Genomic DNA, 26,530 nt, shown 5'->3' on the forward strand with positions numbered 1-26,530 from the left:
GCCCTTCCTGCATGCCGGGATGTGATCCGGGGCTATTGAGCAATCGTCGGATCTGGTGTACACATCGAGTTGCCCCACTTTCAGTGACACGTCCAGTGACACTTATGTATTGCTCGGGGCAGAGCAGGCCATTCTCCGTCCTTTGGCGTGTGCGCGATGCCGGCCACACCGGGCTGCAGCGTGGTGCTGCCGGAGAGGTTTCCAATTTCCCCCGGGTATCCATCGCAGACACGATGCCTTTCACCACCTGCCGCGCTAATGGAAAGCAGTCCGATCCGCCACCTTGCCCGCATGCAGAGGCAACTGAGTCTCGTCCTGTTCGTCGTCATTCCGTTGGCGCTGATGCTGGCCGGCACGCTTGGCTGGGGCATGTTCCACGTTGTGGAGGATCAGGAAGAACGGATCGCCATCCATTTTTCCAGACTCACTGGTTATATCCGGGAGCAGGAGGCCTTCCTGATACGCCTGCGCACGCGAGTCCAGAGCCTGCATCCCGATGATTACGCTGGCGATCTCGAGCTGAGGCGCATCGATTCGAGCGTCCATGGCGGCGTGATGCTGTTCGAGGCGCGGGTTCCGCGCACGTCGGTCATGTTCAGCATTGCCTGCAGGGGCACGGCGGACTGTCCTCCACAAGACAGATCCGTGCTCCGGTTCGGCACATTTTTTTTCAATTACTACAGCACGTACTGGGCAGCATCCCAACATCCGCCGGCAGATGTCTTCCTGGTCGCGGCGCACGCCGATACCAGTGTCGGCATGCAGGCGTTCCGCGCCAATTCGGACAACAGGTCCGAGGAGTACGGCATGGTGTTCTCGATGGGCTCGCAGCATGCCGGCACGCACGTAGGCGGGCGCGACGTTGCATCCGAGGCTGTCAGCTGGCTCCGCGCAGAGCCGGCGGCCGGGGGAGCAGGCAAGATGCTCGCGGTCCTGCCTCTCGATGCCGCAGTGGCCATACCGCGAGAGACGCAATCCGGGAACGATACGCTCTACGCTGCCGCGCTGCTAAGCCTGGATAGCATTGGCAGTGTTCGGGGTTCCCTGAAACCACCCGGCTACGACGATTTCTGGCTGGAAGACAAGGCCCGCACCACCTTTGCGGGCAAGACGCCGATGCCCGCATCGAAGGCGGATGGCGTTACCTTTGCCGCCGACGGACTGTACTTTCGGCTAACGGACCCGAGCGGGTCGTGGCACGCGCTATACCGCATCAGCTATCCGACCCTCTTCCGCCATCACAAGGGCCTGCCAGCCATCCTCGCAATGCTGGTGCTATTCGGGCTGGGCGGCGGTTTGTCCTTCGTGCGCTGGCACAACCGGCGCGTGATGGTGCCGGCACGCCGGGTACATGAGCGGCTGGCGGAAACCGAGTCATTCATCCACGCACTCATCGAGACCGCGCCTGTGGCGCTGTGCATTTACAACCGGGCGGACGGAACGGCGCTGTTCGGCAATCATCTGGCAAAGCAATGGCTCAACCTGGACCCGGGCCTGGCCCCGGGCCTGGATGCGCACCAGGACCTGCAGTTCGCTCTCGACAATGCCTCTCAGGCCACGCAAGTGCTTGCCGCTACCCTGCCCGGCGCGATCGAGGAAATACGGGGCGACGGCAGCAGGCCGCTCTCCCTGGCTTTCGCGCCGACCCACTACCGTGGTCAAGCCGTGCTGCTGTGCGCGTTCGCCGATATCAGTGCACGCAAGGAAATCGAGCGCGCCCTGGCCAAGGGAAAGCAGGACGCTGACAACGCGAGCGAGGCCAAGACCACCTTCCTGGCCTCGATGAGCCACGAAATCCGAACGCCGCTGTATGGCGTCATGGGCGCGTTGGAACTCCTGGATCTCACCGGCCTCGGCAACGCGCAGCGGCAATATATCCAGACGATCCGTAACTCGTCCGAAATACTGATGCAGATCATCAGCGACGTCCTGGATATCGCCAAGATCGAAGCGCGGCAGTTGTCAGTCGAGGCGGACGACTTCTGCCTGCTATCGCTGGTGGCGGCTACCGTCAGCCGCTTTGCCGCCGGCGCCGGGCAAAAGGGCCTGCTCCTTTACGCCTGCATTGCGCCCGATCTGCCTGAGCGCCTGCGTGGCGACACCATGCGGATTCAGCAAATACTGAACCACCTCCTGAGCAACGCCATTAAATTTACCGAATCCGGTCACGTGATTCTCCGCGTCCGGCAAGTTTCGACAGATCGCGTCGGCGTGATGCTGCAGTTCCAGGTGGTGGACACAGGGGTCGGGATACCGCGGGAACGTCAAGCAGAACTCTTCACCCCGTTCTACCGGATCGACAGCAATATGCATACGGTAAGCGGCGCCGGATTGGGCTTGTCCATCTGCATGCGCCTGGCAAGGCTGATGCATGGGGACATCCGGGTGGTCAGCGATCCGGGCCTGGGAAGCAGCTTTTCGCTGATGCTCCCCGTGTCGCATGCTGCGGTGCAGGTACCGTCGCAAGCGCCGGTGCTGACAGGGGAATCCGTCTACGTGCGATCCCCGAGCAAGGAGTTGACCGACAATGTGTGCGCATGGCTCAAGCGCTGGGGGGCCACCACCCACACGGCGGACGATCTGCCTGTCTATGCCGCGCCGCGCGCAAGCCTGCTGGACCTTCTCGTCTCCTACCCTGTTCCCGCGGGCTGGACCGGGAACTATCTGTTTGCCGGCAGCCAGCCGGATGCGGCGGACGCAGCTTTATCAGTGGAGCGTGGCTACCTGAGTGCGCACAGCATGCAGGCGCTCGGCAACGCCATCGCCCTGGCGGGGCCGGGTATATCCGAGTCAGTTGACAGGCAGGCGGAACCGCTCGCTGCCGTCGCACAGCTTCGGGTCCTCGTGGCCGAAGATAACGCGATCAATGGCATGATCCTGAAGGAGCAACTCGAACAGATCGGCTGCCTGGTTGCCCTGGTCTGCGATGGGGTGGATGCGCTGGCCCGATGGCACCGCGATCTGTTCGATGTCGTGATCACGGACATCAACATGCCGAGGGCAAATGGCTACGAGTTGGCCGAAGCGTTAAGGCAACAAGGCTACGAGGGCCCGATTATCGGGATCACCGCCAACGCGATGCGCGAAGAGGAGCAGCGCTGCATGGATGCGGGCATGACATCCTGGCTGGTCAAGCCATTTGACCTGGGGGCGCTACGGACTCATCTCCAGTCCATTCGCTCGCCTGCTGTCATACGGCACGTGGCGAAAGCCCCCCCGGCGTCCCCGGCCAGCCATGATGAAGCCGGGTTCGTGCCGCCCAGGTTCCGCAACATATTCTCCGAGACCATGCGAAGCGATATCGCGGTGCTCAATCTAGCCATGGCGAATTCGTCCGCCGACAGCGCCCTGGATACGTTGCATCGTATCCGCGGAGCGCTGGCTACCGTAAAATTGTTCAGACTCGTGGAATACTGTGAAGCCCTGGAGGAAGAGATTCGCAGCGAAGGCCTTCAGCAAAAGCAGAAGGCAGGCATAGCGCTGGTTGCCTCGCAGATCGAGGCCATTCTTGCTGAGTTTTGACAACCAACCTGGCGACGGCTTCCCTTTATCCGATTTTTGAACTCCATGAAAAAGACCAAAATCATCTTAGCGGACGATCATCCCCTGGTACTCATCGGAGTACGCGAAGTCATCGAACAGGACCTGCGTTTCGTGGTGGTGGATTCCGCCTCGGGCCCCTCGGACCTGATTGCCAAGATTCCCGTTGCCCGTCCGGATATTATTGTCACGGACTTTGCCATGCCCGGAGATTCGGTCTTCGGGGATGGCCTGAAGCTCATCGCATACCTGACCAGGACGTTTCCCGACGTCAAGCTGCTGGTGCTGACAATGCTCACCAACCCGATCATCGTATCGGCCCTGTACGATGCCGGCGTGCACGGGGTGGTATTCAAGGGCGACTCCCTCAACGACATCCTCGCCGCCTTGTTCGCGATCCGGAGTAATCGCAGGTACATTCCAGCCTCCCTCCAGGCGTCTCTACGCGCGAGCTCGGGGGCGGAGTCCGTTGGCGAGCGGATCAAGACGCTGTCGCCGCGGGAATATGAAGTGCTTCGCCATTTCGTTGGCGGGGAGTCGGTTCAGGATATCGCCAGGCACTTCAACCGCAGCATCAAGACCGTCAGTGGCCACAAGGTGGCAGCAATGCAGAAGCTCGGTATAACAACCGACCAGCAGCTCATCACCTTCTGCATTACTACCGAGCTCTTTCAGTAGCGGGGCGCCAAGGACGCGCCCTGTCGGGCGCAAAAAAAACCCAAGCAGCCCGCGAGGGTCGCTTGGGTGGGTAGAAGTCCGGGCAGAGGGAGGGAATCCTCGCCGGAATCGGGAGTCGGCATCACCAGGGAATGTTGATGCCGACGACCTCAAGAATACTGAAGTCATCACGCCTCTTCTACCAGACTAATCTGGTTCTGCAGCAACGTACCGGCGCACAGCCAGCTCAACATTGACAGCCGCTGGGCGGCTGGCTAGCGGGGATGGTTGATCATCATCGACTGGAACGACGCAAGAATCCCCACCACTCGGCAGGCGCGCGCCGGATAACCGCCCTGGCTCCATCCGCACCGTAGAAGCCTATTTCCTTTAATTTCCAAGCCAAAAATACAAAAAATTAATTATAATTTTCAGTATTTTGTATACTTTATTACAATTTTTTTGTCGAAAAATAATTGTAATTCTACGACTGACAGAACCTTGATGAGAGGCCGACTTGCACCGCGAGGCACCCGAGCCCGCGCGCGTTTTTAAGCATGGCGATAATCTCATTTCATTTATTTTTAATGAAAACAAGAACTGTCCTGTGTCGCTACCGGGGAATTCTGGCGAATATCTGCTGACACATGCGATCCATACCAGGGCTTTGGCGGCCAATATGCACGTTCATGTGACCAAGCCATCGGAAGGTCTTGCCCGCCCCCGATGGATCCGGGTCACGCCTTGCCGCCACCCGCAGGAGGATTGGCTTGCTCTCAGGCCCAGTCGCCTTGAAGCAGGGGCGAGATATGGCTACGCCATTCCGGCCATCGCTATTTGCCGTGCCGCTGTTACGCGGCTGGAGATTGACAAACCCTTGCCATACCGAGCGTCCGAAACAATCGAAGCGGCCCGCCAGGCCGGAGATTTCCGAAACCGAATATCCGGGAGCCGTTCATCCGGGCACGGTCCGCCGGGCGCCGGATCGGTTTTACACAGATTCGTTGATCGGAGGGCTTAGTTGTGCCAATCAGAGTGCTTCTTGCGGATGACCATTCCACATCGCAGAAAGAGATGCGCCAGGTGTTAGCGCTGATGGATGAAGTCGAGATCGTTGGAGAACCCGCGGATTCCGCCGAACTGATGCAGTGGCTGGGCAGCGCCAGGGCCGATGTCCTGCTCTGCGCCCTTCATCGTCCGGGCCGGCGACATGACGACAATATCGCATTGCTGGATCTTCTGCATGGCACCTGTCCTGGCTTGAAGGTCGTGATCATCACGAAGGTATCCAGCCCCTTGGTCCTGCGCGCCATGATCGTCTCGGGTGCCCATGGTCTGCTGCTGAGGAGCGACCCGCCCAGGGAGATCGCGGGTGCCATCCGGGCCGTCGCGCGAGGGCGCATGTACATCGCGCCATCGGTGCGCAGGCTGATAGCGCATTCGCGAATGACGGAGGAGCCGATCGACGTCTTTGCCAACGACTGCATTTCGGCACGGGAGACCGAAGTGCTGCGCCGCTATACGCGAGGCATGACCGTCGGTGAGATCGCCACGGCGCTGGGCCGCAGCGTCAAGACCGTGAGCACGCAGCGCATCACGGGCATGAAAAAGCTGGGGCTTGCAAACGACCGCGAGTTGTATGAGTACGCATTCGCATTTCGCTTTGCCTCGGCCAACGAGGATACCGCGGCAATCGAGCCGATCAAATCCCTGCGCGGATAGCGACACTCCGGGGGCTTGCCACCGGAATGGATTGGGGCGCTATGGAAAATCGCAGCTGAAGTCAAAGATTGAGAATTGTCCGATAGGAAAGCATTCCGATCGACGGCATTATTCGATAATGCATTCCCATCGACTTCGTGCTGGGCGCCATAGCGTCAAGATATCCCCGCCGCGCGTAGCCGTTGTGATGCTATATCTTCTGGCCGCGACGTTGCTGCTGTGCGCAGGCATGGCCGCGTTCTTGTACCTGGAGTCTCAGTTCGAGAGGAGTATCTCCGCCTATCGGCGCCAGATGAATGCTGCGGCGTATAACGCACAGATTTTCCTGGGGCGACGTAGCTCGCTGCTGAGATCCCTGATCGACTCCATATCCGAAGGCAGCAGCGAGCCCGTCCAGTTGCCGACAAGCGAGGCCCATCGCATCGAAGGGATTTCGCTCGCCATCGATCGACAGCTTGGGAAGAGCTGGACCTTGTATTTGACTGAACGGGACAGGGATGCCATCGCGCGCTCCGGCGCCCATCTGGTCTACTGGACCGCTGCCAAGTCCACTCAGGTAGGGCTGGAGAGCGCCCGCCGTGGAATCCGGGAGGCTCTCTCGCCCGAGGTGACGAACATGCTGGTTGCGCGGCACGCGCAATCGGACGACACCGGGTCGATTATCTGGGCCAGCGATCGTATCCATCACCGTCTTTATATGTTTGGCCGGGTCGATCCTGGCAACAAGACAGCCGGCTGGCTTGGACTGGCGTTGGACAATGTCGAGCCGGGTCTCATGCTGTCCAAGCCAGGCCTGAGCTATATGCTGCTGGACCGTCACGATAACGTTGTTCTCGAAAGCACGGGAGATGTCGAATTAAGACGCGATCTGGCAAGAATGACGCGCGAGGATGCGTTTATTCGATACGGAATAGGCCCAATACCCAAGTACCTCACGCTCAGCAAGGCGGTGGGCGACGACGGCTGGCGTGTTGTTTACTTCATTCGTGCAAGCGCGCTGCTGAAGGTGTGCATGCCGGCTATCCGGCTGGCGTTGGGGGGCTTCCTTTTGCTGATCATCGGCATGGGCATCGGCATCGTGTATATCCATCGGCACCAGATGCTGCCGGCGCGGCAGCAATTTGACAGCCTGATTGAAAGCGAAGCGTTTAGCCGATCCATTATCGAGGCGGCACCGGTGGCATTGTGCGTGCTTCGCCGCCGCGATGGCAGCGTGCCGCTTGCCAACGGCTTGGCGCGAAGCTGGTTTGATCCCGATGCCTCGTGGCGCGAAGCCGCGCTTTCCAAGGACCGCCATCCGGGCACCGGCCGCGAACTGGTGCTGCATGACGGCCGCAGCGTCTATGTGTCTTTCGCATCAGCGCGCTACCAGGGCGAAGACGTGGTGATCTGCGCATTCAGCGACATCACGGCCCGCAAGGAAATGGAAGCAGCCACGCAGTTGGCCATTCAACGGGCGGAAGCCGCCAATGAGGCCAAGACCGTGTTCCTGACCACCATGAGTCATGAGATTCGTACGCCGCTTTTTGGCATCCTGGGAACACTTGAGCTCCTGGCCTTGAGCGGCACGTCAGGGCAGCAGCGGGAGTACATCAAGGCCCTCGAAGGGGCCTCGGCTTCACTATTGCAGGTTGTGGATAACACGCTGGACATCTCGAGGATCGAAGCCGGGAGCCTGATGCTCGAACCGGCGCCCTTCTCGCCGCTCGACCTGACGGAAGACGTGCTTGGCTCGTACGCTGCACGCGCGCAGCGCAAGGGCTTGCTCATCTACGCCTGTATCGATGCGGACATTCCCGGGAGCGTACTAGGCGATGCAGCTCGCGTGCGCCAGATCCTGAACAACCTTTTGAGCAACGCCATCAAGTTCACGCAGATGGGCCGGGTGGTGCTGCGCGCGCGGATGGTGGCAACCCGGCCGGAAGGCATCGAGCTGATGTGGCAGGTGGCGGACACCGGCATCGGTATCACCGCGCAAAGCCAGGAGCACATCTTCGAGTCGTATTATCAGGCAAGCGGTAGCCGGCAGGCGACAGCCAGTTCGGGACTCGGACTTTCGATCTGCCATCGGCTTGCCCAGTTGATGGGCGGCGCTATCCAGGTGGTGAGCGAGCCTGGGCTGGGAAGCCTCTTCTCGGCTACGCTGCCCTTCTCGTTGTCCGCCGATGCACCGGATATCGTGACGCCCCAACTACGGCCCGGCGTGGTGTACGTGCGCGCGGACGTGAGGGAGGTCGCCACGCACCTGTGTGCCTGGCTACGCCGTTGGGGTGCCATGGCACAGCCTTATTCCGAAACGCAGGGTGGCTTGCATCGGGACGACATATTGATCGACGTACGGCCATCGGCGCGCAGTGAGATCCCCTGGGCGGGGCTCAGGGTTCTGGCGATACCGTTTGGACCCGACCAGCCGCAGAAGACCGCGGGCGGCTGGCGAGTGAACGGTTATAAAGTACGAGCGATCGGCCTTGCAGTCCAGTTTGCGCAGAACGATGTGGGCGAAAGCCGCTGATCACGCCCAGGCACCCATGGCTCGCGTTAGCCTGCATCGTCCTGCGCGGCCAACTCGCTCAACACCAGCGTTTCATGCGCGAGCACGGCCGCCAGTGAAAGCAGATGGCTTTGCGTTTCCTCGGTGATGTTGCACAAGGAGCCGCCGGCGGCATTCTCGACCGCCACCGAAAGCAGCGCGTTGAGTTGCGCGGTTTTTTCCGCGGCGAGGCTTAGCGGGCTTTCGGAAGGCGCGTGGGCCGTGAGGAAGGTGTCGCGCCCGGCGCGCTGGGCGGTGATGTTGTAGTGCGGATACCTATGCATCGGGCGCCCTCCGTTGGCAGGCGCGCAGGCCCTGGCAGAGGATGGCAAGCTTGGAAGATACGATTTGCCCGGGATGGGCGAGCGAAGACTGGGGCATGGGTGTGCCTCCTACTTAAGCGATTCTTCAACCCGCTCCCCGCTGTCAAATGGGGTTGACAGCTGGAAAGAAGGAACCGGTGAGCTCGAAAGCTCCCCCGCCCAGGCTTGCCCGAAGGGGCGCGCGAAGGCAAGACGAACAAAAGCCATATAGAGGCACATGTCCGCGTTCTTAGCAGGCTGTCAAACCCGGTCGCCGTGTTTGCAACGACCTGCGCAGTATAGAGGCACAAAGTACGCTCCAAACCATCCGCTACAAAAAGTCACAGTGCTACGCCATCGGTGGGAAGAAAACACCGAATCAACGCTTTCCAAGCGACAGATCAGTTTTACGGAAGCGAAAAGCCACGGCAAGAAACGGGGGACGCGACGCCAGCGCTTCCTGACGGAGATGGAAAGCGTGGTGCCGTGGTCGCGCCAGATTGCGGCTGTCGAGTCGTACTCGTACTACCCCAAGGGCAAACGTGGACGGCCGCCGATCGGACTGGAGCGAATGCTGCGAATTTACTTCGTTCAGCAGTGGTACGGGCTGTCGGACGAGGCGCTGTACAACAGCATGGGGATGCGGGCGATCGCCGGGATCGACCTCGCAGTCGAAGCGGTGCCAGACGCGACCACACTGCTGAAGTTCCGCCGCCTGCTTGTCGAGCATGAACTGACGCGAAAGCTGTTCGACGAGATCGGCATCATGCTCATCGGGGGCGCTTCAGAAAACGGAAAATACTGCACGCTAAACTGTCATGGCCTGCCAGATGCCGCCGATGGTTGGTGGCCATGCATTATCCACGTCACCAAATCAAGGCGTAGTACCCCAGATAGAACAGGGCAGTGCCTGCCAACAGCGAGAGCATTGTCCAAGCGAACCTACCAGCAGTTGGCTGACGCGAGTACTTCCACCCCGCCGATGCCCAAGCCACATTTGATGGCACGCGTGTGGTCAGCGCAGCGTTGCCAAGAGACCGTTTCAAAAAGATTCTGGCGTCGTTGCGCGGCCTTGGCCGATCCAGTTGTACTGTCTGCGGCCGCGCGCCTAGCCAGAACCGCTTCGCTTCATTTTGAAACGGCCTCTAAGCTGGTCTTAGACACCCCCCTCAGGGGAAGGTGAAGGTGAATTCGGCAGAGCCTCCCGCGTAACCGGCCTTGATCTCGGCGTCGCCACCGGTGCGGATGTACTGTGCCGACAGCGGGATCTTTGCTGTCCTGCCCGGTTTGTCGAGCGTCATCTCGTACTTCTTGGCCGCGCCCGGATCGCCATAGGTGATACGCTCCCGGCTGCCATCCTCGCGCGTCATGATGATGCCGAACCCCTGGGCCAGGCTTTGCCCGCCCGGCGCGCTGAGCCGCAATACCGTCTTGTCTGCATTGGGCGGCGTGGCCTTGTCCCTGAAGCTGATCGTGGGCTTGGCGTTGGCCGCGCAATTGCTCAGGGCGATCTCGAAGTGCTTCGGCGGTGATGTGTCGTTGAGCTTCTTGAACCGATCGATGGGGATACTCCCCAGATCGACCGGAATGATCTGATTGGCCACCACATCGCATTTGTTCGGAATCGGGGGCGGCGGGCCGCCGCCAATGCCGACCATGCCCGTGCTGTCGTAGGTAATGGACTGATGGCATCCCGGGCCCAAGGTGGGCACCTTGAACGTGCTGCCCAGGCTCACTCCCACCGACTTCAGAAAATCCGCCGCATAGATCTTCACCTGGAGACCACCCGCAACATGGGTCACCTTGATCTCGCCCGGGGGGAGCGCATTCGGATCCTTGGTCAGCACCAGGTACTGTTTGTAGCTGGCGATGGTGGACCCGGTCTTTATCCCCAGATTGGGCTGAAACAAGACGTTGATCTTCTCGACGGCAAGCGGGTCGGCCTCCTTGCGCAGGGTTCTGGCGACACCGTCCGACGATAGTGCTTCCCACTTGAAGCCGATGCCGTCAATATTCGTTGGCACAATGCCATCCGCACCGACGGGCGGCCCGAACCCCATTGCCCAGTGGGCGCCCGTGACCAGATCGTGAGCGACCACTGCCGACGTCGCACCAAAGGTGAAGGACGTCGACAACGCGAACCGCCGCTCCATCAGGATCGTGCCGATGGCCGTACTGCTGGTCAGGGGATTGGTGACCGTCCACGGCTGGATCTCCTGCGGATTGGGGTTCGTGCAGTTGATGGCCATGCGGTTTTCAAATTGTGCCTGGGCGCTGCCGCTCACCAACCCCAGCATCAGCGTTAGCGCGGCAATGAACAGGCGTACCGGTTGGCGCGCAGCCCGTGCAATCCCCGGCAGCCCGGTGATAGGCAGTAGATTCGTATTCATGCAGCTCTCCATCTCCCCCCTGTCTCGCCAGCCTTTCGAGGTGGCGTCAAAATCCATGGTGCGCGCGGCCGACAGGACCCGCCGCCTGCGCCACCAGCAACGCATATCCGTCCTTGTGTTCCCTGGCGCGGTACTGAAATGCCCTTGCATGCCATGCCGAAACACGACACGCAAGGGGCCTGCTAGGCAGGCAGATCAGTGGACTGCTTCAGCAACTTACTGAATGATGGTGCCGTAGTTGATGCCGGCCTGCGGCAACAGGGCAGCATTGCCGGAAACCCGGTTGCCTTGCATGAGACCGAAGTTCACACCGACCAGGCCACCATAGCTCTGGCCGTAGCTCGACACGAAGTCGACCTTGCCGCTGGCCGTCGAGTAATTGACTTCGCCCTGATTCAGGCCAATCAGGCCGCCCATCGTCACGTAGTTGCCACCGCTGACCGTGCCGGAAGCCGACGAAGCACTGACCGCGCCGTGGTTCTGGCCAACCAGGCCACCCACCACGCTGCGGCTTTCACCCTTGACGTTGCCGCTGGCTACGCCCGACACGATCGCGGCGCCATTGCTGGCGACGTTGGTGCCGACCAGGCCGCCGACAAAGCTGTTGGTATTGGCATAGACTTCGCCGCTCGCTTCCACCGCCAGCAGGTTGCCGCCGTTGTAGCCGACCAGGCCGCCGGTGTGGCTGTTGCTGCCGCCCGAGGTCTTGCCTCGCGCCACCGAACTCTGGATGGTGCCGCTGTAGTTGCTGCCGACCAGGCCGCCCACGCGGTTGTTGGCGCCGCCGATCACGGCGCCGGTGGCTTCCGCGCCGAAGATGGTGCCGCCCTCGTTGCTGCCGGCCAGGCCGCCCACATCGATGCCCGAAGTATCCCTGACCAGGCCGCTGGTCTTGACATTGATCAGGCTACCGTTCCGGTTCTGCCCCACCAGGCCGCCGATGGCCGCGGCACCGCTGCCGTCTACGCGGCCACTGGTGCTGGCATCGGCAATCCGGCCGCCGCTGTCGTTGAGGCCAACCAGGCCACCGATCACGGCGTTGCTGGAAGAGCCTGTGTCGCCGGCGGAGAAGACGCGCTCGATGACGCCACCGTTGTTGTAGCCCACCAGGCCGCCCACGTTCAGGCCGCCGTTGGATGTGCCGACGGTGCCCCGGCTGGACGAATCGGCGATATAGGCGTTAGGCCCGGCGTTCAGCCCGACCAGGCCGCCCACGCCGCCCATGGCCGTGCGCTGCATGTATCCGCCGATCTTGGCATCCGACCTGCTGCGTGTCACGCTGCCCGCGTTTTCGCCGACCAGGCCACCGATCGATTGGGTCAGGTTGCTGCCGGACAGATTGGAGGCGCTCACCGAAGCGCGGTCGATGGAGCCGTCGATGAGGTTTTTCCCCACCAGGCCACCCATTGAATGGGCCCGCCCGCTGTTGCTAGACAGGCATACGCCAGTGGCGTTGACGTTGGAGATGGTGCCGGAATTCTGCCCCACCAGCCCGCCCAGCGCAGCGGCGCCGGCATTGCCAGACGTCGCGTTGACCGTCAACGTCGCCAGGCCGAGGTTGCTGATGCTGCCGGACGATGCCGAGAACAGGCCGGACAAAGGCCCGGTGCTGGTCACCTTGAGATTGCTCAAGGTATTGCCCAGGCCGTCGAAGGTGCCGTAGAACGTGCCGTAGTCGCCGCCGATCGACTTCATGCTGCCGCCGCTGATCTTGTTGCCCAGCACGTAGTAGCCGCCCAGATTGTCGTTGATGCCCTGCAGCTGCGCGAGATTCTGGATCACGTTATAGGAAAAGCCGTTCGACCTGAACGACGCCCCCGTCCCGGACAAGGTGACCACCGCGCCGTTGTTCAGGTTCAGCGAACGGCCATAGTTCAACGCCAGGCCGTTGCCGGCTCCGCTGAGCGTGACCTTGTTGTTCAGGTTGATATCCTTGGCGTCGCCGGCGGTCATGGCCAGGCTGGCATTGACGCCGGTGGCGCTCAGCGCTCCGTTCACATTGACATCGCCAGCCGAGGTCAGCGTCAGCTTGTTGCCGCTGCTCCACTCGATCGGCGCGTTGACCAAAAGATTGCCAACGGTGCTGGCCAGCTCGATATTGGTGGTGCCGAGGTTGCGCGAGAGCGTGTCACTATATGCGGTAATTTCGCCACTGCCGGCGCTCTGGCCGACGTTGACATCCATCCCGCTGAGCTTCCAGGTGCCTGTCTGCCCGTTATTGGCCTGGGTGTTGACCTGGGTGCCCAACTGCACCTGCACATCGGCGCCGCGGGTCTCGATGGTGCCGCCATTGCCCGGGCCGGCCATCGCGCTGGCGTTCAGGTTGCCGGCCACACGCACGACGCCGGCGCTGCCGCCGTCCAGCGTGATCTTGCCGGCATTGCCGCGCAAGGTCTTGGCCTCGATCATGCCCGTATTGTTCACCACCGCCTGCTGCAAGCTGCCCGCGGCACGCGCCGTCATCAGCACCTGGCCGCCGTCGGCCTTGAGCAGGCCGCCGTTTTGCACCAGCGAGCCCACCAGGCCGTCGTTCACCTTCAGGTTGAGCAGGTTGCTGGCGTCGAAGCTCACGGTGAAGTCATTGCCGGCGCCTAGCGCCACCCGGCCCATCTGCGCCTGGATAAAGCCAGTGTTGTTCACCGTCGTGCCCAGCAGCGCCACGCTGCCACCCGGCGCGGCGGTAATCCGGCCGGCATTGATGATCGACGCACCCGCGCCGCCGGCAAAGCGGTAGGTCCCGCTGTTGAAATCCGCGTTGGTGATGTCCTGCGTCGAGGCCACCAGGCCGCCCACGTTGACCTGGGCGGTCTGCCCGAACACCATCCCGTTGGGGTTGACCAGGAAAACGCGGCCATTGGCATCGATCTGGCCCTGGATATTGCTGGCATTCGCACTGATCACGCGGTTGAGCGCGATCGAGTTGCTGTCGGGCTGGTTGAAGGTGACTCTCTCCTTCGCGCCAACGCTGAACCCGTTCCAGTTGATGATCAGCTTGTCGCTCGACTGGTTGATCGACATGGCCTGGCCATTGTTGTAGGTCGCGACATTGCCGGTGCCCGATACGATCACATTGCCGGTCGGCAAGGCATGCGCCGGCGCAAGCGCCCCCAGCCCCAACAGCGCAACAGCGGCGGCAATCACGCGCCTGGCACCGCCAGACTTGCCGCGGCGGCGAGCCCCTTCGCTGGCGACGTTCCAGCATCCCTGGGCCTGATTCCAGACCAGTGCATAGCTTTTGTTCATATTGACCTCTTTCCTTGTTATTGAGAATGCTGCAACCATCCCGGCAGCACGGGTACTGCACCGACACGGTCCACGGCGCGCTCAGAAGTACTGCGCGCCCTGAACCCAAAACCTGGGGCTGCGCACCGGCCCCCCGCTTGCGTCGCGCTGGCCCAGCGGCCAGGCCAGCGCCAGGCTGATCTGATGTCCCTGCCCGGCCCAGGCGCCACCGATGCCCGCCCCCGTCAACCGTCGCGTATTGCGCTCCCTGGTCCAAGGCTGCTTGTTGACGTCCACCACGCTCTTGTCCACGAAGGCGCTCAGCTGCCAGCCAGGGGCCACCGCGTAGCGCAACTCCAGGCTGGCCTGCCAGCCCTGGTCGCCGCTGCCGGCGCCGAGCGCGTAGGCGCGCACGCCATAGGGCCCGCCCATGCCGAACTTCTCCGAGCCGTCCAGGTTGCCGGACGCCCATTGCGCATTGGCCTGGGCATAGAGCTGGAAGCGATTGCTCAGCCGCTGCAGGCGCGCCGCGCTCAGGTTCATCTTGCTGAAGCTGCCGCCGGTTCTCGCGCTGACCTGGTCGATGAACTCGGTGTACGGATCGTCGATGCGAAGCCGTCCCGTGCTGTAGCTCGCCGAGAACATGGTCTGCCCGCCGCCGAATACGTTGTCCTGGCCGTTGCCGTTCACGCCAGCGGTCCACAGCCCCACGCGCTTGCCGACGTTGCGCTCGAAGAGATCCATCTCGTCGCGCAGCCGCTTGTCGTCGTACTGCAGCTGGGCGCTCAGGTTGAAGGCGCGGCCGCGCAGCAGCGGCTGCGAGACGAAGACGCTGCGGATGCTGGCGCGGCCGTGCGCTTCCAGCACCGCGAAATCCTTGCCGAGGTGATAGCCCATATCCGAGTACGACACGCCCACGCGTGTGGACCAGGGACCGACCGGCAACTGGTAGCCGGCGCGGTAGTAGCGCTGCCGCTTGTCGCTGCCAAGCACGCGCAGGCTCAACTGGTCCCCCAGCCGCAACGGGTTGTTCAGGTAGAAGCTGCCGCCCAGGCGGTATTCGCCGGTGTAGTAGCCGCCGTAGTTGTCCGCCTCCAGACTGCCCCCGGCCAGCGGCCCGGGCTCCGCCTCGACCAGCAGGTCGGTGGTACCGGGCTCGGTGCCGGACTGCAAGGTACCCTTGGCCTCGGCGCCGGGGATATCGTTGAGCAGCAGCAGGCTGCTTTCCAGTTCCGCGCTATGCACCGCCTCGCCGCGCCTGAGCCTCGACAGCGGCTGGCGCAGCACGCCGTCGAACGCGCGCGATTTATTCTGCAGCACGACCTGCCCGTACCTGCCCTCCATCACTTCGAGCCGGATCAAGCCATCTTCGATATCCTGCGGCGGCAGGAAGGCGCGCGCCAGCAGGTAGCCGTGCGCGTGGTAATACGCGGTGATGCGGTCCGCCGCCGCGTGCAAGCCTGCGAGGTCCTGCTCGCTGCCGTTCAGGTCGCTCAGCAAGGGCAGCAGTTGCGCCGAGTCGAATACCTTGTTCCCGTCGATGCGAAAGCCCTGCACCTTCAGGCGTATCCCCGGGTCGGCGGACGCGGCGGGCACGCTGCGATCGTCCGCCTTGGGCAGGTCCAGCTCCAGACTGGACGGCGCAGGGAGTTCCGGACGCACGGTCTCGAGATCGCGCATGGTCTGCCCGGCCCTGGGTATGCTGGGTACATTCGCCGCATTGGGCGCATGGGGCGCACCGGGCACCTGCGCATGCCCCGCGACCGCCAGCAGCAACATCAGGCCGACACCGCAGGCACGCAGCCCGAAGGCGCGGCGCGCGGCCCGGTCACCGACCGCCCGGCGGGCTTGTGCATCGACATCGACATCGACATCGACATCGACAAAAGTTTCACGGCCAGCAGTCACTTGATTTCTTCCCATGGCAATCCATTCATTTCACGAGCGGCCCAATCGATGTGCATGCGCCGCTCTCAGCCCGATGGCGTTGGACTTCCTCATCGAGCCACCCATCGACCCGCGTCGAAACTACCGTTTGACGTTTGCATTGCCGACGATCAGTTCGCCGCTGTCCCTGACGGCTTCGTAATGCACCACGGTCTCGTCCGAGGCGGCGCCCTTCAAGCCAGGCAGCGTGAACCGCGTGACGCCAAGCGGCGCGATGGTCTGGCCGTCCAGTTCCACCGCTGCGCCCGCGCGCCCGACCGCCATCCGCGCCAGCGACACGTGGTAAGGCGTAGGGTTGCTTGCTTCCAGGACGGCGCCGCCCGCCTTGCCTGCGCTGCCGAACGCCCATGTCACCTGCCCGATGGCCTCGTCCGGGGTGCCGGGCAATCCCGCCGGCCGGAACAGCAGCTTCATGCGGGTGCGGTAAGACAGGCGCAGCAGACTGGCGGTGTCCCCGGCCAGCGGCGGCACCTCCAGAAAGTTGATCCAGAACACCGACTCGCGATCCTCCGGCAGCGGCTCACCGGTGTAGCGCAGGCGGAGCACCGTCTTGCGCTCCGGGTCCAGCCTGAGCAACGGCGGCGACAAGATGAAGGGCACGCTCAGCCTGGCCGGATCGGCATTGACCTCACCCTGGTCCAGCCAGGCCTGGACCAGGATCGGGCTGTCGCCCGCATTGCGCAGCCTCACGCTCAACTCCGACAGCTCGGCGGGGTAGACAAAGCGGGTGCCGATGATCGACAACGCCGCCAGCGCCCCGGCCGGCGCCAGGCAAAGCAGCAAGGCCAGCATGGCCCCAGCGCCGCGCCACCGCCGCTCGCAGCGCGGCCTGCGATCGCTGCTGCCCGCAATGATCGGATGGGTCATGCTGCTCGGCCTTCCCTGGTTCAGCATGCCGGCCGGATTGCCTGGCGCTGCCGTCCTGGTGCTCAACGGTTGCCCGGCTCCGGGTTGATTCGGCCTCACGGACGCGCCGCCAGCTCTTTGCTGCCTACGCCACCGGCCGGCAATGGAAGGCATGGCAGGTCCAGCATCTCGTAGCCGCTGCGTTTGCCCTCTACGCGTGCGGGCAGCGTGTAGTCGATCACGCAGCGCTCTTCGGGCTTCTTGCCCCATTCGACGCGGATCGAGCCGCGGTCCTTCTCGGTGCGCACCACCAGCCGGCTGCCCTGGCCCACGGCGCCGATCGCCATGCCGCCTTCGGCATCGATGGCGGTGGCGGCGAAGGGCAGCAGTTCGCCATTGGGCATGCGGCTGTTGATGAGCACGGCGCGCGCCCTGCGGGTTTCGTAGGTGAGCATCACCACCGAGCCAGCGCGCGGCGCGACACTGCGCGAGGTCACCTTCAATTCGACGTCGTCGGGGATGCCCTTGGGATCGACATCGATGCTGTTCAACTGATAAGGGATCAGGCTGGGTACGACCGCGTAGCCGCGCCGGTCCACGCTGGCGCCGCCGTAGCCGACCCGGGCGCCCTGCGCATCCGCCGCATGGACCACGCCGATGGTCTCGCCAAGGGTCTGTGCCATGGATATGCCGCCCGGATGAACGACCAGGCCGCCCTGCGCGCTGGCCGATGCCTGCCGATAGCCTTGACCCTGGCCAATGCTGGCGCCCAGCGTGACGTCGGACAGGCGCCAGTTGATGCTGGCGTTGCCCGAGGCGGCATTGCGCCGGTCGTCATAGGTGCCGGAGAGCGAGTACGAGCCCTTGCCCTGCTGGTCGATGATCCCCGAAACGCCGGAAGACACCTGCGTGCCGGCACTGTCGTCGTGCGTGACGAAGGCGTTCAGGACGGGAGCGCCGCGGGCGGACTTTCCCAGTGGAATCGACAGGTTGAGGCTGACCAGCGTGCTGCTGCCGCTGCTCGCTCCCCCATACAAGGCCCCACCGCCCCCCGCGTTCTGCACGCGCTGCACGGACACGGAATAGGTGTTGCCGCGCCACTGGTTGCTATAGCCCAGCGTGAAACTGAGCGCCTGGCCACGCTGGTTCCAGTACTGGAGCGAAGAGCCGTTGAGGTAGACATTGCCGCCGCTCGCGCCGAGCGTCTGGCTAATGTTGGCATCCACTCTGCTGCGCGTGCGCGCGAACGAATCGGCCGCCGCGCCGCGCTCGACGGCATCGTGCAGCATCAGCGCATCGCGCAGGCCAAGATAGCCACGCGTGGAATAGCGGTACGCCAGCAGCGAGAAACTGGTACCGCTGTTCGGCAAATTCTTGCTGTACGAAACACGGAAGCTGGAGCCACGCAGGCTATCGCCGTTTGGCACGGTGGCCCTGGCCCACGTGACGTCGGCGCCAAAGCCACCGACGCGCGTGTTGAGCGCCCCGCCCAGCAGCCCGGACACATAGTTGCTGGCGAAGGCCACGCCGCCGTAGCCGGTGACCATATTGTTGAAGCCGTGTTGCAGTGTGCCCTGCATGACGTACTGTCCGCTGCCTTGCAAAGCGGGATCGCTAGCCCTGCCCGCGGTCACGCTGTAGCGCGTGACGCCGGGCCGCAACAGCTGCACGGTGGTGGCAAAGGGCACCAGGAAGGTACGCGCCTGCCCGTTGGCCTCTGTCACGGTCACCTGCAGGTCGCCGCCGTAGCTGGCAACCTGCAGGTCATTGATCTCGAACGGCCCCGGCGCCACGGTGGTCTCGTAGACCAGGAAACCGCGCTGGTGGACCGAGACCCGGGCGTTCGAGCCGGCGGTACCGCGCACCACAGGTGCGTAGTAGCGCTGCGTCTCGGGCAGCATGCGGTCGTCGCTGAAGATCTGCGCGCCGCGGAAAGACACCGAATCGAACAGCTCGCCGCTGGTCGAGCTCTCGCCGACCAGCAATTGCGAGCGCAGCTCGGGCAGATCGGTCTGGCCATAGATATAGCCACGCTGATAGCGCGTGCCAGTCGGCGCCGACCAGGTAACCGAGCCGTTGTGGCGCAATCGCAGCGGCCCGAGGTTTGCCCCCAGGTTCAGCCCCGCGTAGGCCTGGGTGGTGTTGCGTCCCTGGCTCTGCGTGGTGAAGACATTGGTGTTGTAGTTGAGCAGCAGCGCCGGAACGCCACTGTCCCAACGCTGCGGATCGACATAGTTCTTCGATGTGGTCAGCCGCAGATAGTATTGCGGCACGGAAAGATAGATCGCCTGCTCCGCCTGGTCGAACTTGAGTTCGGCGCCGGGAACATAGTTGCCGATGTCGGCACAGACCGGGCCTTCCGGCATCGGGTTGGGCGGCCGCACGGGATCCTGGCCGCGCGCGCTCTTGTTCAGATCGACACCTGCACGGGTGAGCAGATCGCGGTCGTAGCATGCCTGCGCGCTTTCCCGGCCCGCAACCTGCCGGAACTCGATATCCTCGGTGCCGCGCCATTGGCCATTGACATGCAGTTCGACGCGGTACTTGCCCGGTGCGACGATATCCAGCCGCTCGAAACGGCTGGTATCGATCGTGATGCCCTCGGCGCCCTGTGCCAGCATGTAGGAGTCGAATATCACCCGTTTTTCGTCCAGGGCGGACAACAGCCGCGGCTCGGGCGCGGGCCCGTTTTCATCGCTGCCGGCACTTCGCGTGCGCTCCGTGTCGCCGTCCTGCGCCTCATTGCTTTTCTGCGCCAGCGTTTCGCCAATCTGCGCCCCGAGATCCATGGGCTGACGCGTCCCCGCGCCCTGCCCACCCACAACGGTCGCCGCCGCCCAGGCGGTAGGCGACATCGCGATCGCCGCCACGGCGCCGATCAGGCGAGGCGCAAGGCGCCCCGGCCTGGAGGTCGGCAGCGCAGCCACGCTGCCGGCGCGAGCCGGGCCAGCGGGTTGAACAAGGCGAACTGAGGATTGCATAGACCGACGAATTTGTCCTATCTGCGGAAGCTGGAGGCCGCTGTACAACGGACACAGTGAAAGGAATCGGGACAGGCGTGCTTAGCGGCTAATTTGCCAATGCCTTCTCTTCCGTGTACCGGCCACCGTAGTCATTGATGACTTCGTATCGGACCAGGGCACCGGGGTGATTTCCGGGCTTTGCTTCGGGCAGCACAAAGGTCTCCTTGCTGAGCGGGGCCACCATGCCACCACCCGCGGAGACAAACCTGCCCTCCAGCCTGGCGTCGACCCGGCCGAAGGAAACGTGGTAGGGCGTAGGGTTGCTGACCTCAACGGCAAGCTGCTTCGCCGTCTTTCCACCCGGCACCTGGCGATCCACGGTGACCAGCTTCCAGGCAAGCTTGCCGGGAGCGGCATCGACGTCCGTCAGTTGCACGGGCCGGAAGAAGACCTTGATGCGGCTGCGGAAGGCGAACAGGAGCGCATTCTCGGCGTCCTCCTTCTTCGAGGGCACCTCCAGCACATTGAGCCAGAACACCGTCTCGCGGTCGGCCGGCAGTGGTTCCTGCGTATAGACGATGCGCAGCACCGCGCCCTTGCTCGGCTCTACCCGGCCGACCGCCGGCGCGAGCATGAAGGGAACGCGGACTTTCTCGGGCGGCATGTCCGCCTGGCCATCGTCCAGCCAGTTCTGCACGAGAACGGGCTCGCTGCCGATGTTGTTCAGCCTTACGGTAACTTCCCGTGCATCGGACGGGAACACCAGCCGCGTACCCTGTATGACAATGGAAGCCTGCGCCACGTTGGCGCAGGCGGCGAGCGCCACGACACCGGCGGCAAGAAGTGAAGAGATGCGAGCGACCGACGTCATGGCATTCCTGGCTATGAAACCTGGCTCGATTTAGTAGTAGGCCATCGTGTAGCGGATGAACGAGTTACCCGCACCCGCCGTGACGGCGGCAGCGGTCTGGACATAGGCCGCGCTATAGGTCAGCGTTGCGGTGTTGTCCGTGATCGTGGCCACCTGCGGGTTCGTCTGAGCCAGGTGCAGCGGGATCTTGCCGGTGGCCTTGTTGCCGTTGTCGCTGATCTCGATCTGCACGCCCTTCGCCGCAGCGGTGCCCTGCAGGATCAGGTTGCCGGTGGCAGGATCGATGTTGGCGGAGCCCGTATCAAACGAGATAGAGGCCTTCGTTTTATCCTTGCAGGCCGTGCCGCCGCCCAGTACCAGGCTGAACGGTACAGCGGGAGATTTAACGCCAACGCCCGTGAAGATGATGGGATCCACGCGACCCAGATCCACGGTGGTGCGGTTGTTGGGCCCGGCCGGCTTGCCGTTGATGGTGCAGGTGACGTCCGTGATGGAGCCGGTGAAGTCCAGATGGCCGTCGAACGCATGCGACAACGAGGGAGCCATGGCGGCCATGACCACACAGCCGGCTGCGAGAGAACCGAGAATGGTACGTTTCCCGAGAATAGTACGCTTCATGTGATTTCCTTCTTCCGTTGGTAATTGGGGCAATAAATCAAACTATTTGATGCACCCCGGATTAAATGCAGGTCCACATGGGACCGATGCACCGGCTTCCGAATCAAACCGCACCCTGCCTGACGCATTCCACGCCAGAGGCAGTCACGGAAAGATACGCAATGGCACTGAGGCCACTCGACGGTGACCAAATCATAGATCTCGTGAAATAAAATAAACCCAAGAAAATTCTTGTTTTTATGAAAAACAATTAAATCAATACCTGGACACTTCAGGCCCTATCGTCGTAGGAAAGTCGAAGCCCCGCCTCGACAGCATGCGGCCGGTCACTAATGGAATCTGGGCGCAGTGGGCTGTGAGCATGCGCGGACTCGCCTTCACGCTCGTATTTTTGGTGCGAATGGACAGCGAGCCAGGGCGCGCGGGTGGACGAAGAATCCGAGGGGCTGGATCTCAGCGATCCAAGGCGGGATCGACGTGCAAAGGCGCTGCGCAAACGGCTTGCGGCCAGGCCGACGGCAAGCATTCGGGGCGCGTGTGATGGATGCGTGGAGACCACCCATCACTACCTATCGATTTCCCGCCGACGAGGAGATCGAGTGAGTGCGCCCTGCCGGGCGCACCATAAAAAAAACCGCAGCACCAGGCTGCGGTTTCTTTTTTTGCACCGGGGCAAAAGCTCCGGCCAGGCAAGTGCTACCGCCCGATCAGATCTCTTCGTACAGCGGCAACGTCAGGAACTCGGCAAAGTCCTCCGACGTGGACATCTGCTCGAAGATCTCGCCGGCGCGGTCATACGTCGTGGTGTCGCCACCGACGAAAGCCTTGACCTTGGCCAGCTCTTCCGGGATCAGCGCGCGCACCATCTCGGCGGTTACCTTGCGGCCGTCTTCCAGCTTGCCCTTGGGCGAGCGGATCCACTGCCACACTTGCGAGCGCGAGATTTCGGCGGTGGCGGCGTCTTCCATCAGGTTGTGGATGGGCACGCAGCCGTTGCCGGCCAGCCAGGAGCCGAGGTAGTGGATGCCGACGTTGATGTTCATGCGCAGGCCGGCTTCGGTGATCGGGGTTTCCGGCTGGAAGTCCAGCAGGTCCTTGGCCACCACGTTGACGTCGTCGCGCTGCTTGTCGAACTGGTTGGGCTTGTCGCCCAGCACTGCCACGAATTCCTTCATGGCCGGCTCGACCAGGCCCGGGTGCGCCACCCAGCCGCCGTCGTAGCCGTCGGTGGCGTCGCGCTTCTTGTCATTGATGATGCCTTGCATGGCGATGGCGTTCTTCTCCGGATCGTTCTTGATCGGGATCAGTGCGCTCATGCCGCCAATGGCGGGCGCGCCGCGCTTGTGGCAGGTCTTGAGCAGCAGCAGCGCGTACGAGCGCATGAACGGCGCGGTCATGGTGACCTTGGCGCGGTCGGCCAGGCAGAAGTTCTTGTCGACCTTGAACTTCTTGATGCACGAGAAAATGTAGTCCCAGCGGCCAGCGTTCAGGCCGGCGCTGTGCTCGCGCAGCTCATACAGGATTTCGTCCATCTCGAAGGCGGCCAGGATCGTTTCGATCAGCACGGTTGCCTTGACGGTGCCTTGCGGCAGGCCGATTTCGTTCTGGGCCATGACGAAGACGTCGTTCCACAGGCGCGCTTCGAGGTGGCTTTCCATCTTCGGCAGGTAGAAGAAGGGGCCGGCGCCGCGTGCGATCTGTTCCTTGGCGTTATGGAACAGGAACAGCGCGAAGTCGAAGATGCCGCCGGAGACGCGCTGGCCGTCGATGGTGACGTGCTTCTCGTCCAGGTGCCAGCCGCGCGGGCGCACTTGCAGCGTGGCGATCTTGTCGTTCAGCTTGTAGTGCTTGCCGTTGGAATCCAGCGTGAGGGTGCGGCGCACGGCGGCCTTGAGGTTGACCTGGCCCTGCAACTGGTTGTGCCAGTTGGGGGTGTTGGAGTCCTCGAAGTCGGTCATGTAGCTGTCCGCGCCGGAGTTGAACGCGTTGATGACCATCTTGGCTTCGACCGGGCCGGTGATTTCCACGCGGCGGCAATGCAGTGCCGGCGGCACCGGCGCGACCTTCCAGTCGCCTTCGCGCACGCTCTTGGTCTGCGCAAGGAAGTCGGGCAGTTCGCCGGCGTCCAGGCGCTTGGTGCGCTCGACGCGGGCTGCCAGCAGTTCCTGGCGGCGCGGCTCGAAGGCGCGGTGCAGTTTGTCCACCAGGGCCAGGGCCGCCGGCGTGAGGATGTCTTCGTAGGCCGGCAGGATTTCGCCGGTAATCTTCATGCCCGCAGGCAGCGTGATGGCCATCAGTGTTCTCCTGTGATCGATGGTTGATTAAAAGTGCCCGCCGTCAAACCGCCGCACCTTGGGTGCGGACGAATTCGAGCAGGTCATTCATGTCGTGCCCGGTGCCGGAAGGGCTCACATCGAGCCGCTCCGCCGGATGACCGGCACGATTGATCCAGAACGTGGTGTAGCCGTACCAGGTGGCGCCGCAAGCGTCCCAGCCATTGGACGAGACGAAGAGGATCTCCCCTGCCGGCACGCCAAACGCCTTGGGGCCCAGCGCGTAGGCCTCGGGCGCGGTCTTGTACATGCGCACCGCGTCGACCGACAGCACGTGGTCGAACAGCCCGTGCATGCCAGCACTCTTGACCGAGATATCCAGCATCTGCGGATTGCCGTTGGAAAGAATGCCCAGCGGCAGCCCGGCTGAGCGCAGGCGCTTGAGCGCGCCGAGGTTTTCCGGGAAGGCCGACAAGCACGCGTACTCCTTGAGCAGTTGCGCCTCCAGGGCCGGGTCCAGCACCAGTTGCAGGCGCTCGGCCGCATAGCGCAGCGCATCCACCGTCAGCGCCCAGAACGGCTTGTAGTAGGCGCCGTCGGGCGCGGCCATCGAGCGGATGCGGGTGTAGTCGATCTGACGCTCGCGCCACAGCAGCGCCAGCGCCTCGCCCTTGCCCGGAAACAATTGCTCCGCGCGCGCGGTGACGGAATACACGTCGAACAGCGTGCCATAGGCATCGAAGACGACGGCGCGGATCTTTTGCATGAGCTGGAGCGGTTCCTTTGGACAAACCCGACAATCCCGGCATACCCGGCAGGCCGGCGCCACTGCGTGGGCCTGTACACCAATGAATGCATAGCATTGTAGGGAGACGTTGCAGTGCGGCAAAGTCGGTCGGGGTCACTTGATCTTTTACTTTTACACCACTAATCTTCGCTAACGGTGTAAAGATAAGGCACCAAATCCACCCCATTGCCTCACCCGCCCCTTGCTTTGGGCGGCATGAGGCACAAAACTGGCGAGCTTCGTGGATCATTTCAAACAATTGGAGACGTTCGTCTCGGTAGCCGCGCGGGGCAGCCTTTCGGCGGCCGCGGCGGCTGAAGGCGTGGCGCCGGCCATCATCGGCCGGCGCATCGATGCGCTGGAGGAACGGCTGGGCGTCAAGCTGCTGCTGCGCACCACGCGCAAGATCAGCCTGACCTTCGAAGGCTCGGCCTTCCTGGAAGACTGCCAGCGCATCCTCAACGACCTGCACAACGCCGAGGCCAGCGTCTCGGCAGGCGGCGTCAAGGCCAGCGGCCATCTGCGCGTGACCGCGCCGGCGGGCTACGGGCGCAAGCACGTGGCGCCGCTGGTGCCGTTGTTCATCGAATCGCACCCGGATGTGACCATCACGCTGGACCTGTCGGACCGCGTGGTGGATCTCGTCAACGAGGGCTTCGACTGCGCCATCCGCCTGGGCGACCTGCCCGACTCCAGCCTGGTGTCGATCCGCCTGGCGGAGAACCGGCGCGTGGTGGTGGCGTCCCCCGACTATCTGGCGCGCCATGGCGTGCCCGCCCTGCCCGAGGATCTCACCCGTCACAACTGCCTGGCCTTCGGCGCCAGCGCCAACGTGCAGCGCGGCTGGGCCTTCCAGCAGGAAGGCCGCGCGGTCACGGTCAAGGTGGGCGGCACCATGGAATGCACCGATGGCGCGGTGCTGCACGCGTGGTGCCTGCATGGCCACGGGCTGGCATGGCGCTCCTGGTGGGAAGTCGGGCAGGAAATCGCTAGCGGCCGGCTGGTCACGGTGCTCGACGAGTTCCAGGCGCCACCCATCGGCATCCACGCTGTCTTTCCGCAGCGCAAACACCTGCCGCTGCGGGTACGGCTGTTCATCGACCACCTGAAGAACACCTATGGGAACCCGGCCTACTGGCGCCGCGCGGAACAGGCATCCGCCGCCGGCAAGCCGCAACTGGCGGTCAATTCCTAGTTCGATTTGATTTAGGGCAATGCCGCATGCGCCACCCCTGCCTACAATGAAAGCTGACAGGTGCCGTGCGGCCTGCTTCCGTCCATAGGTAAATCCGGTCCATTCGCCCCAAAGGAGTCCAGCATGTTCAAGCACATCCTGCTACCCACCGACGGTTCGGAACTGTCCAAGAAGGCCATCGACGGCGCGCTGGAGCTGGCCAAGACAATTAACGCGCGGGTCACCGCCTATGTCTGCCTGGAGGAGTATCCCTACACGCCGTTCAGCGAGATCGTGGTGGAGGCGCCACAGGCCTTCAGGGACCGCATCGAAAGCCAGGCCAAGCTATACCTGAAGGAAGTGGAAACCGCCGCCCGGGCCGACGGCATCAGCTTTGACGCCGACATGTCCACCTTTGCGGTGCCCTACCTGGGCATCATCGACGCGGCCGAGCGCCATGGCTGCGACGTGATCTTCATGGCCTCGCACGGCAGGCGCGGCTTGTCGGGCTTGCTGCTGGGCAGCGAAACCCAGAAGGTGCTGACGCACACCGACATCCCTGTGATCGTGTATCGCTGAGCGCGCCCTGGCGACAAACTGGCGACAAACGACGAACGGTAAACAACAAAAAGGCTGGCCGCCCCGAACTGGGCAGCCAGCCTTTTTGCCTGCCCGGCCCGCCTATGCG

At 63.1% G+C, this 26,530-nt stretch carries 16 protein-coding genes and 2 pseudogenes; 8 read left to right on the forward strand and 10 right to left on the reverse strand.

The window, feature by feature from the left end; translation table 11 throughout:
* Positions 1 to 258 precede the first annotated feature (258 nt).
* From F7R26_RS10595 to F7R26_RS10610, 4 genes are all read left to right on the forward strand, one after another.
* On the forward strand, positions 259 to 3,522 hold the full coding sequence (locus tag F7R26_RS10595; RefSeq protein ID WP_170301729.1) for a hybrid sensor histidine kinase/response regulator: 3,264 nt from the start codon (positions 259 to 261) through the stop codon (positions 3,520 to 3,522).
* 45 nt (positions 3,523 to 3,567) lie between these two features.
* On the forward strand, positions 3,568 to 4,218 hold the full coding sequence (locus F7R26_RS10600; protein WP_150983561.1) for a response regulator: 651 nt from the start codon (positions 3,568 to 3,570) through the stop codon (positions 4,216 to 4,218).
* 1,014 nt (positions 4,219 to 5,232) lie between these two features.
* Positions 5,233 to 5,919, forward strand: coding sequence for a LuxR C-terminal-related transcriptional regulator (locus F7R26_RS10605; protein WP_277820362.1), 687 nt, complete (start codon positions 5,233 to 5,235; stop codon positions 5,917 to 5,919).
* Between the two features lie 187 nt (positions 5,920 to 6,106).
* The gene (locus F7R26_RS10610; RefSeq protein WP_170301730.1) at positions 6,107 to 8,431 is read left to right on the forward strand and encodes an ATP-binding protein; all 2,325 of its coding nucleotides are present in this window, start codon (positions 6,107 to 6,109) and stop codon (positions 8,429 to 8,431) included.
* A gap of 26 nt (positions 8,432 to 8,457) precedes the next feature.
* Here F7R26_RS10610 and F7R26_RS10615 read toward each other — a convergent pair whose 3' ends face one another.
* On the reverse strand, positions 8,458 to 8,733 hold the full coding sequence (locus tag F7R26_RS10615) for a hypothetical protein (RefSeq protein ID WP_150983564.1): 276 nt from the start codon (positions 8,731 to 8,733) through the stop codon (positions 8,458 to 8,460).
* A gap of 364 nt (positions 8,734 to 9,097) precedes the next feature.
* Here F7R26_RS10615 and F7R26_RS10620 point away from each other — a divergent pair.
* Positions 9,098 to 9,523 (forward strand): annotated as a pseudogene (locus F7R26_RS10620) (transposase); the annotation flags it as partial.
* Positions 9,524 to 9,920: 397 nt separating this feature from the next.
* Here the strand turns inward: F7R26_RS10620 and F7R26_RS10625 are convergent.
* The 7 genes from F7R26_RS10625 to F7R26_RS10655 form a co-directional block, all read right to left on the reverse strand.
* The gene (locus F7R26_RS10625; RefSeq protein WP_241754293.1) at positions 9,921 to 11,141 is read right to left on the reverse strand and encodes a fimbrial protein; all 1,221 of its coding nucleotides are present in this window, start codon (positions 11,139 to 11,141) and stop codon (positions 9,921 to 9,923) included.
* Between the two features lie 216 nt (positions 11,142 to 11,357).
* A complete protein-coding gene (locus F7R26_RS10630; RefSeq protein ID WP_150983565.1) occupies positions 11,358 to 14,384 on the reverse strand; it encodes a two-partner secretion domain-containing protein in 3,027 nt (1,008 codons plus the stop codon).
* An 81-nt stretch (positions 14,385 to 14,465) separates the two neighbouring features.
* Positions 14,466 to 16,271 carry a ShlB/FhaC/HecB family hemolysin secretion/activation protein gene (locus tag F7R26_RS10635; RefSeq protein ID WP_241754294.1) on the reverse strand — a complete coding sequence of 602 codons (1,806 nt, stop codon included), beginning with the start codon at positions 16,269 to 16,271 and terminating at the stop codon, positions 14,466 to 14,468.
* 120 nt (positions 16,272 to 16,391) lie between these two features.
* Complete coding sequence (locus F7R26_RS10640; protein ID WP_241754295.1) at positions 16,392 to 17,177, reverse strand: fimbria/pilus periplasmic chaperone; 786 nt, start codon at positions 17,175 to 17,177, stop codon at positions 16,392 to 16,394.
* A gap of 95 nt (positions 17,178 to 17,272) precedes the next feature.
* On the reverse strand, positions 17,273 to 20,137 hold the full coding sequence (locus tag F7R26_RS10645) for a fimbria/pilus outer membrane usher protein (protein WP_277820341.1): 2,865 nt from the start codon (positions 20,135 to 20,137) through the stop codon (positions 17,273 to 17,275).
* An 88-nt stretch (positions 20,138 to 20,225) separates the two neighbouring features.
* Entirely contained in the window at positions 20,226 to 20,990 is a 765-nt protein-coding gene (locus tag F7R26_RS10650) for a fimbrial biogenesis chaperone (protein WP_150983566.1), read from the reverse strand.
* A 30-nt stretch (positions 20,991 to 21,020) separates the two neighbouring features.
* Positions 21,021 to 21,608, reverse strand: a complete 588-nt coding sequence (locus F7R26_RS10655) for a fimbrial protein (protein WP_150983567.1) — start codon at positions 21,606 to 21,608, stop codon at positions 21,021 to 21,023.
* Positions 21,609 to 22,033: 425 nt separating this feature from the next.
* On the opposite strand from F7R26_RS10655, the pseudogene F7R26_RS41715 reads away from it, so the two are divergent.
* Positions 22,034 to 22,153: pseudogene (locus F7R26_RS41715) on the forward strand (transposase DNA-binding-containing protein); the annotation flags it as partial.
* Between the two features lie 162 nt (positions 22,154 to 22,315).
* Here F7R26_RS41715 and aceB read toward each other — a convergent pair.
* Both aceB and F7R26_RS10670 read right to left on the reverse strand, forming a co-directional pair.
* Positions 22,316 to 23,902: a malate synthase A gene (aceB, locus tag F7R26_RS10665; RefSeq protein WP_150983568.1), complete on the reverse strand. Its 1,587-nt coding sequence runs from the start codon at positions 23,900 to 23,902 to the stop codon at positions 22,316 to 22,318.
* 43 nt (positions 23,903 to 23,945) lie between these two features.
* Entirely contained in the window at positions 23,946 to 24,647 is a 702-nt protein-coding gene (locus F7R26_RS10670; RefSeq protein WP_150983569.1) for a haloacid dehalogenase type II, read from the reverse strand.
* 262 nt (positions 24,648 to 24,909) lie between these two features.
* On the opposite strand from F7R26_RS10670, the gene F7R26_RS10675 reads away from it, so the two are divergent.
* Together F7R26_RS10675 and F7R26_RS10680 are read left to right on the forward strand one after the other, a co-directional pair.
* Positions 24,910 to 25,863: a LysR family transcriptional regulator gene (locus tag F7R26_RS10675; RefSeq protein WP_150983570.1), complete on the forward strand. Its 954-nt coding sequence runs from the start codon at positions 24,910 to 24,912 to the stop codon at positions 25,861 to 25,863.
* A 123-nt stretch (positions 25,864 to 25,986) separates the two neighbouring features.
* A complete protein-coding gene (locus F7R26_RS10680) occupies positions 25,987 to 26,421 on the forward strand; it encodes a universal stress protein (protein WP_006161942.1) in 435 nt (144 codons plus the stop codon).
* The last annotated feature ends 109 nt before the right edge of the window (positions 26,422 to 26,530 follow it).

The sequence above is a fragment of the Cupriavidus basilensis genome (genome assembly GCF_008801925.2).
In the GTDB taxonomy this organism is placed as follows: domain Bacteria; phylum Pseudomonadota; class Gammaproteobacteria; order Burkholderiales; family Burkholderiaceae; genus Cupriavidus; species Cupriavidus basilensis.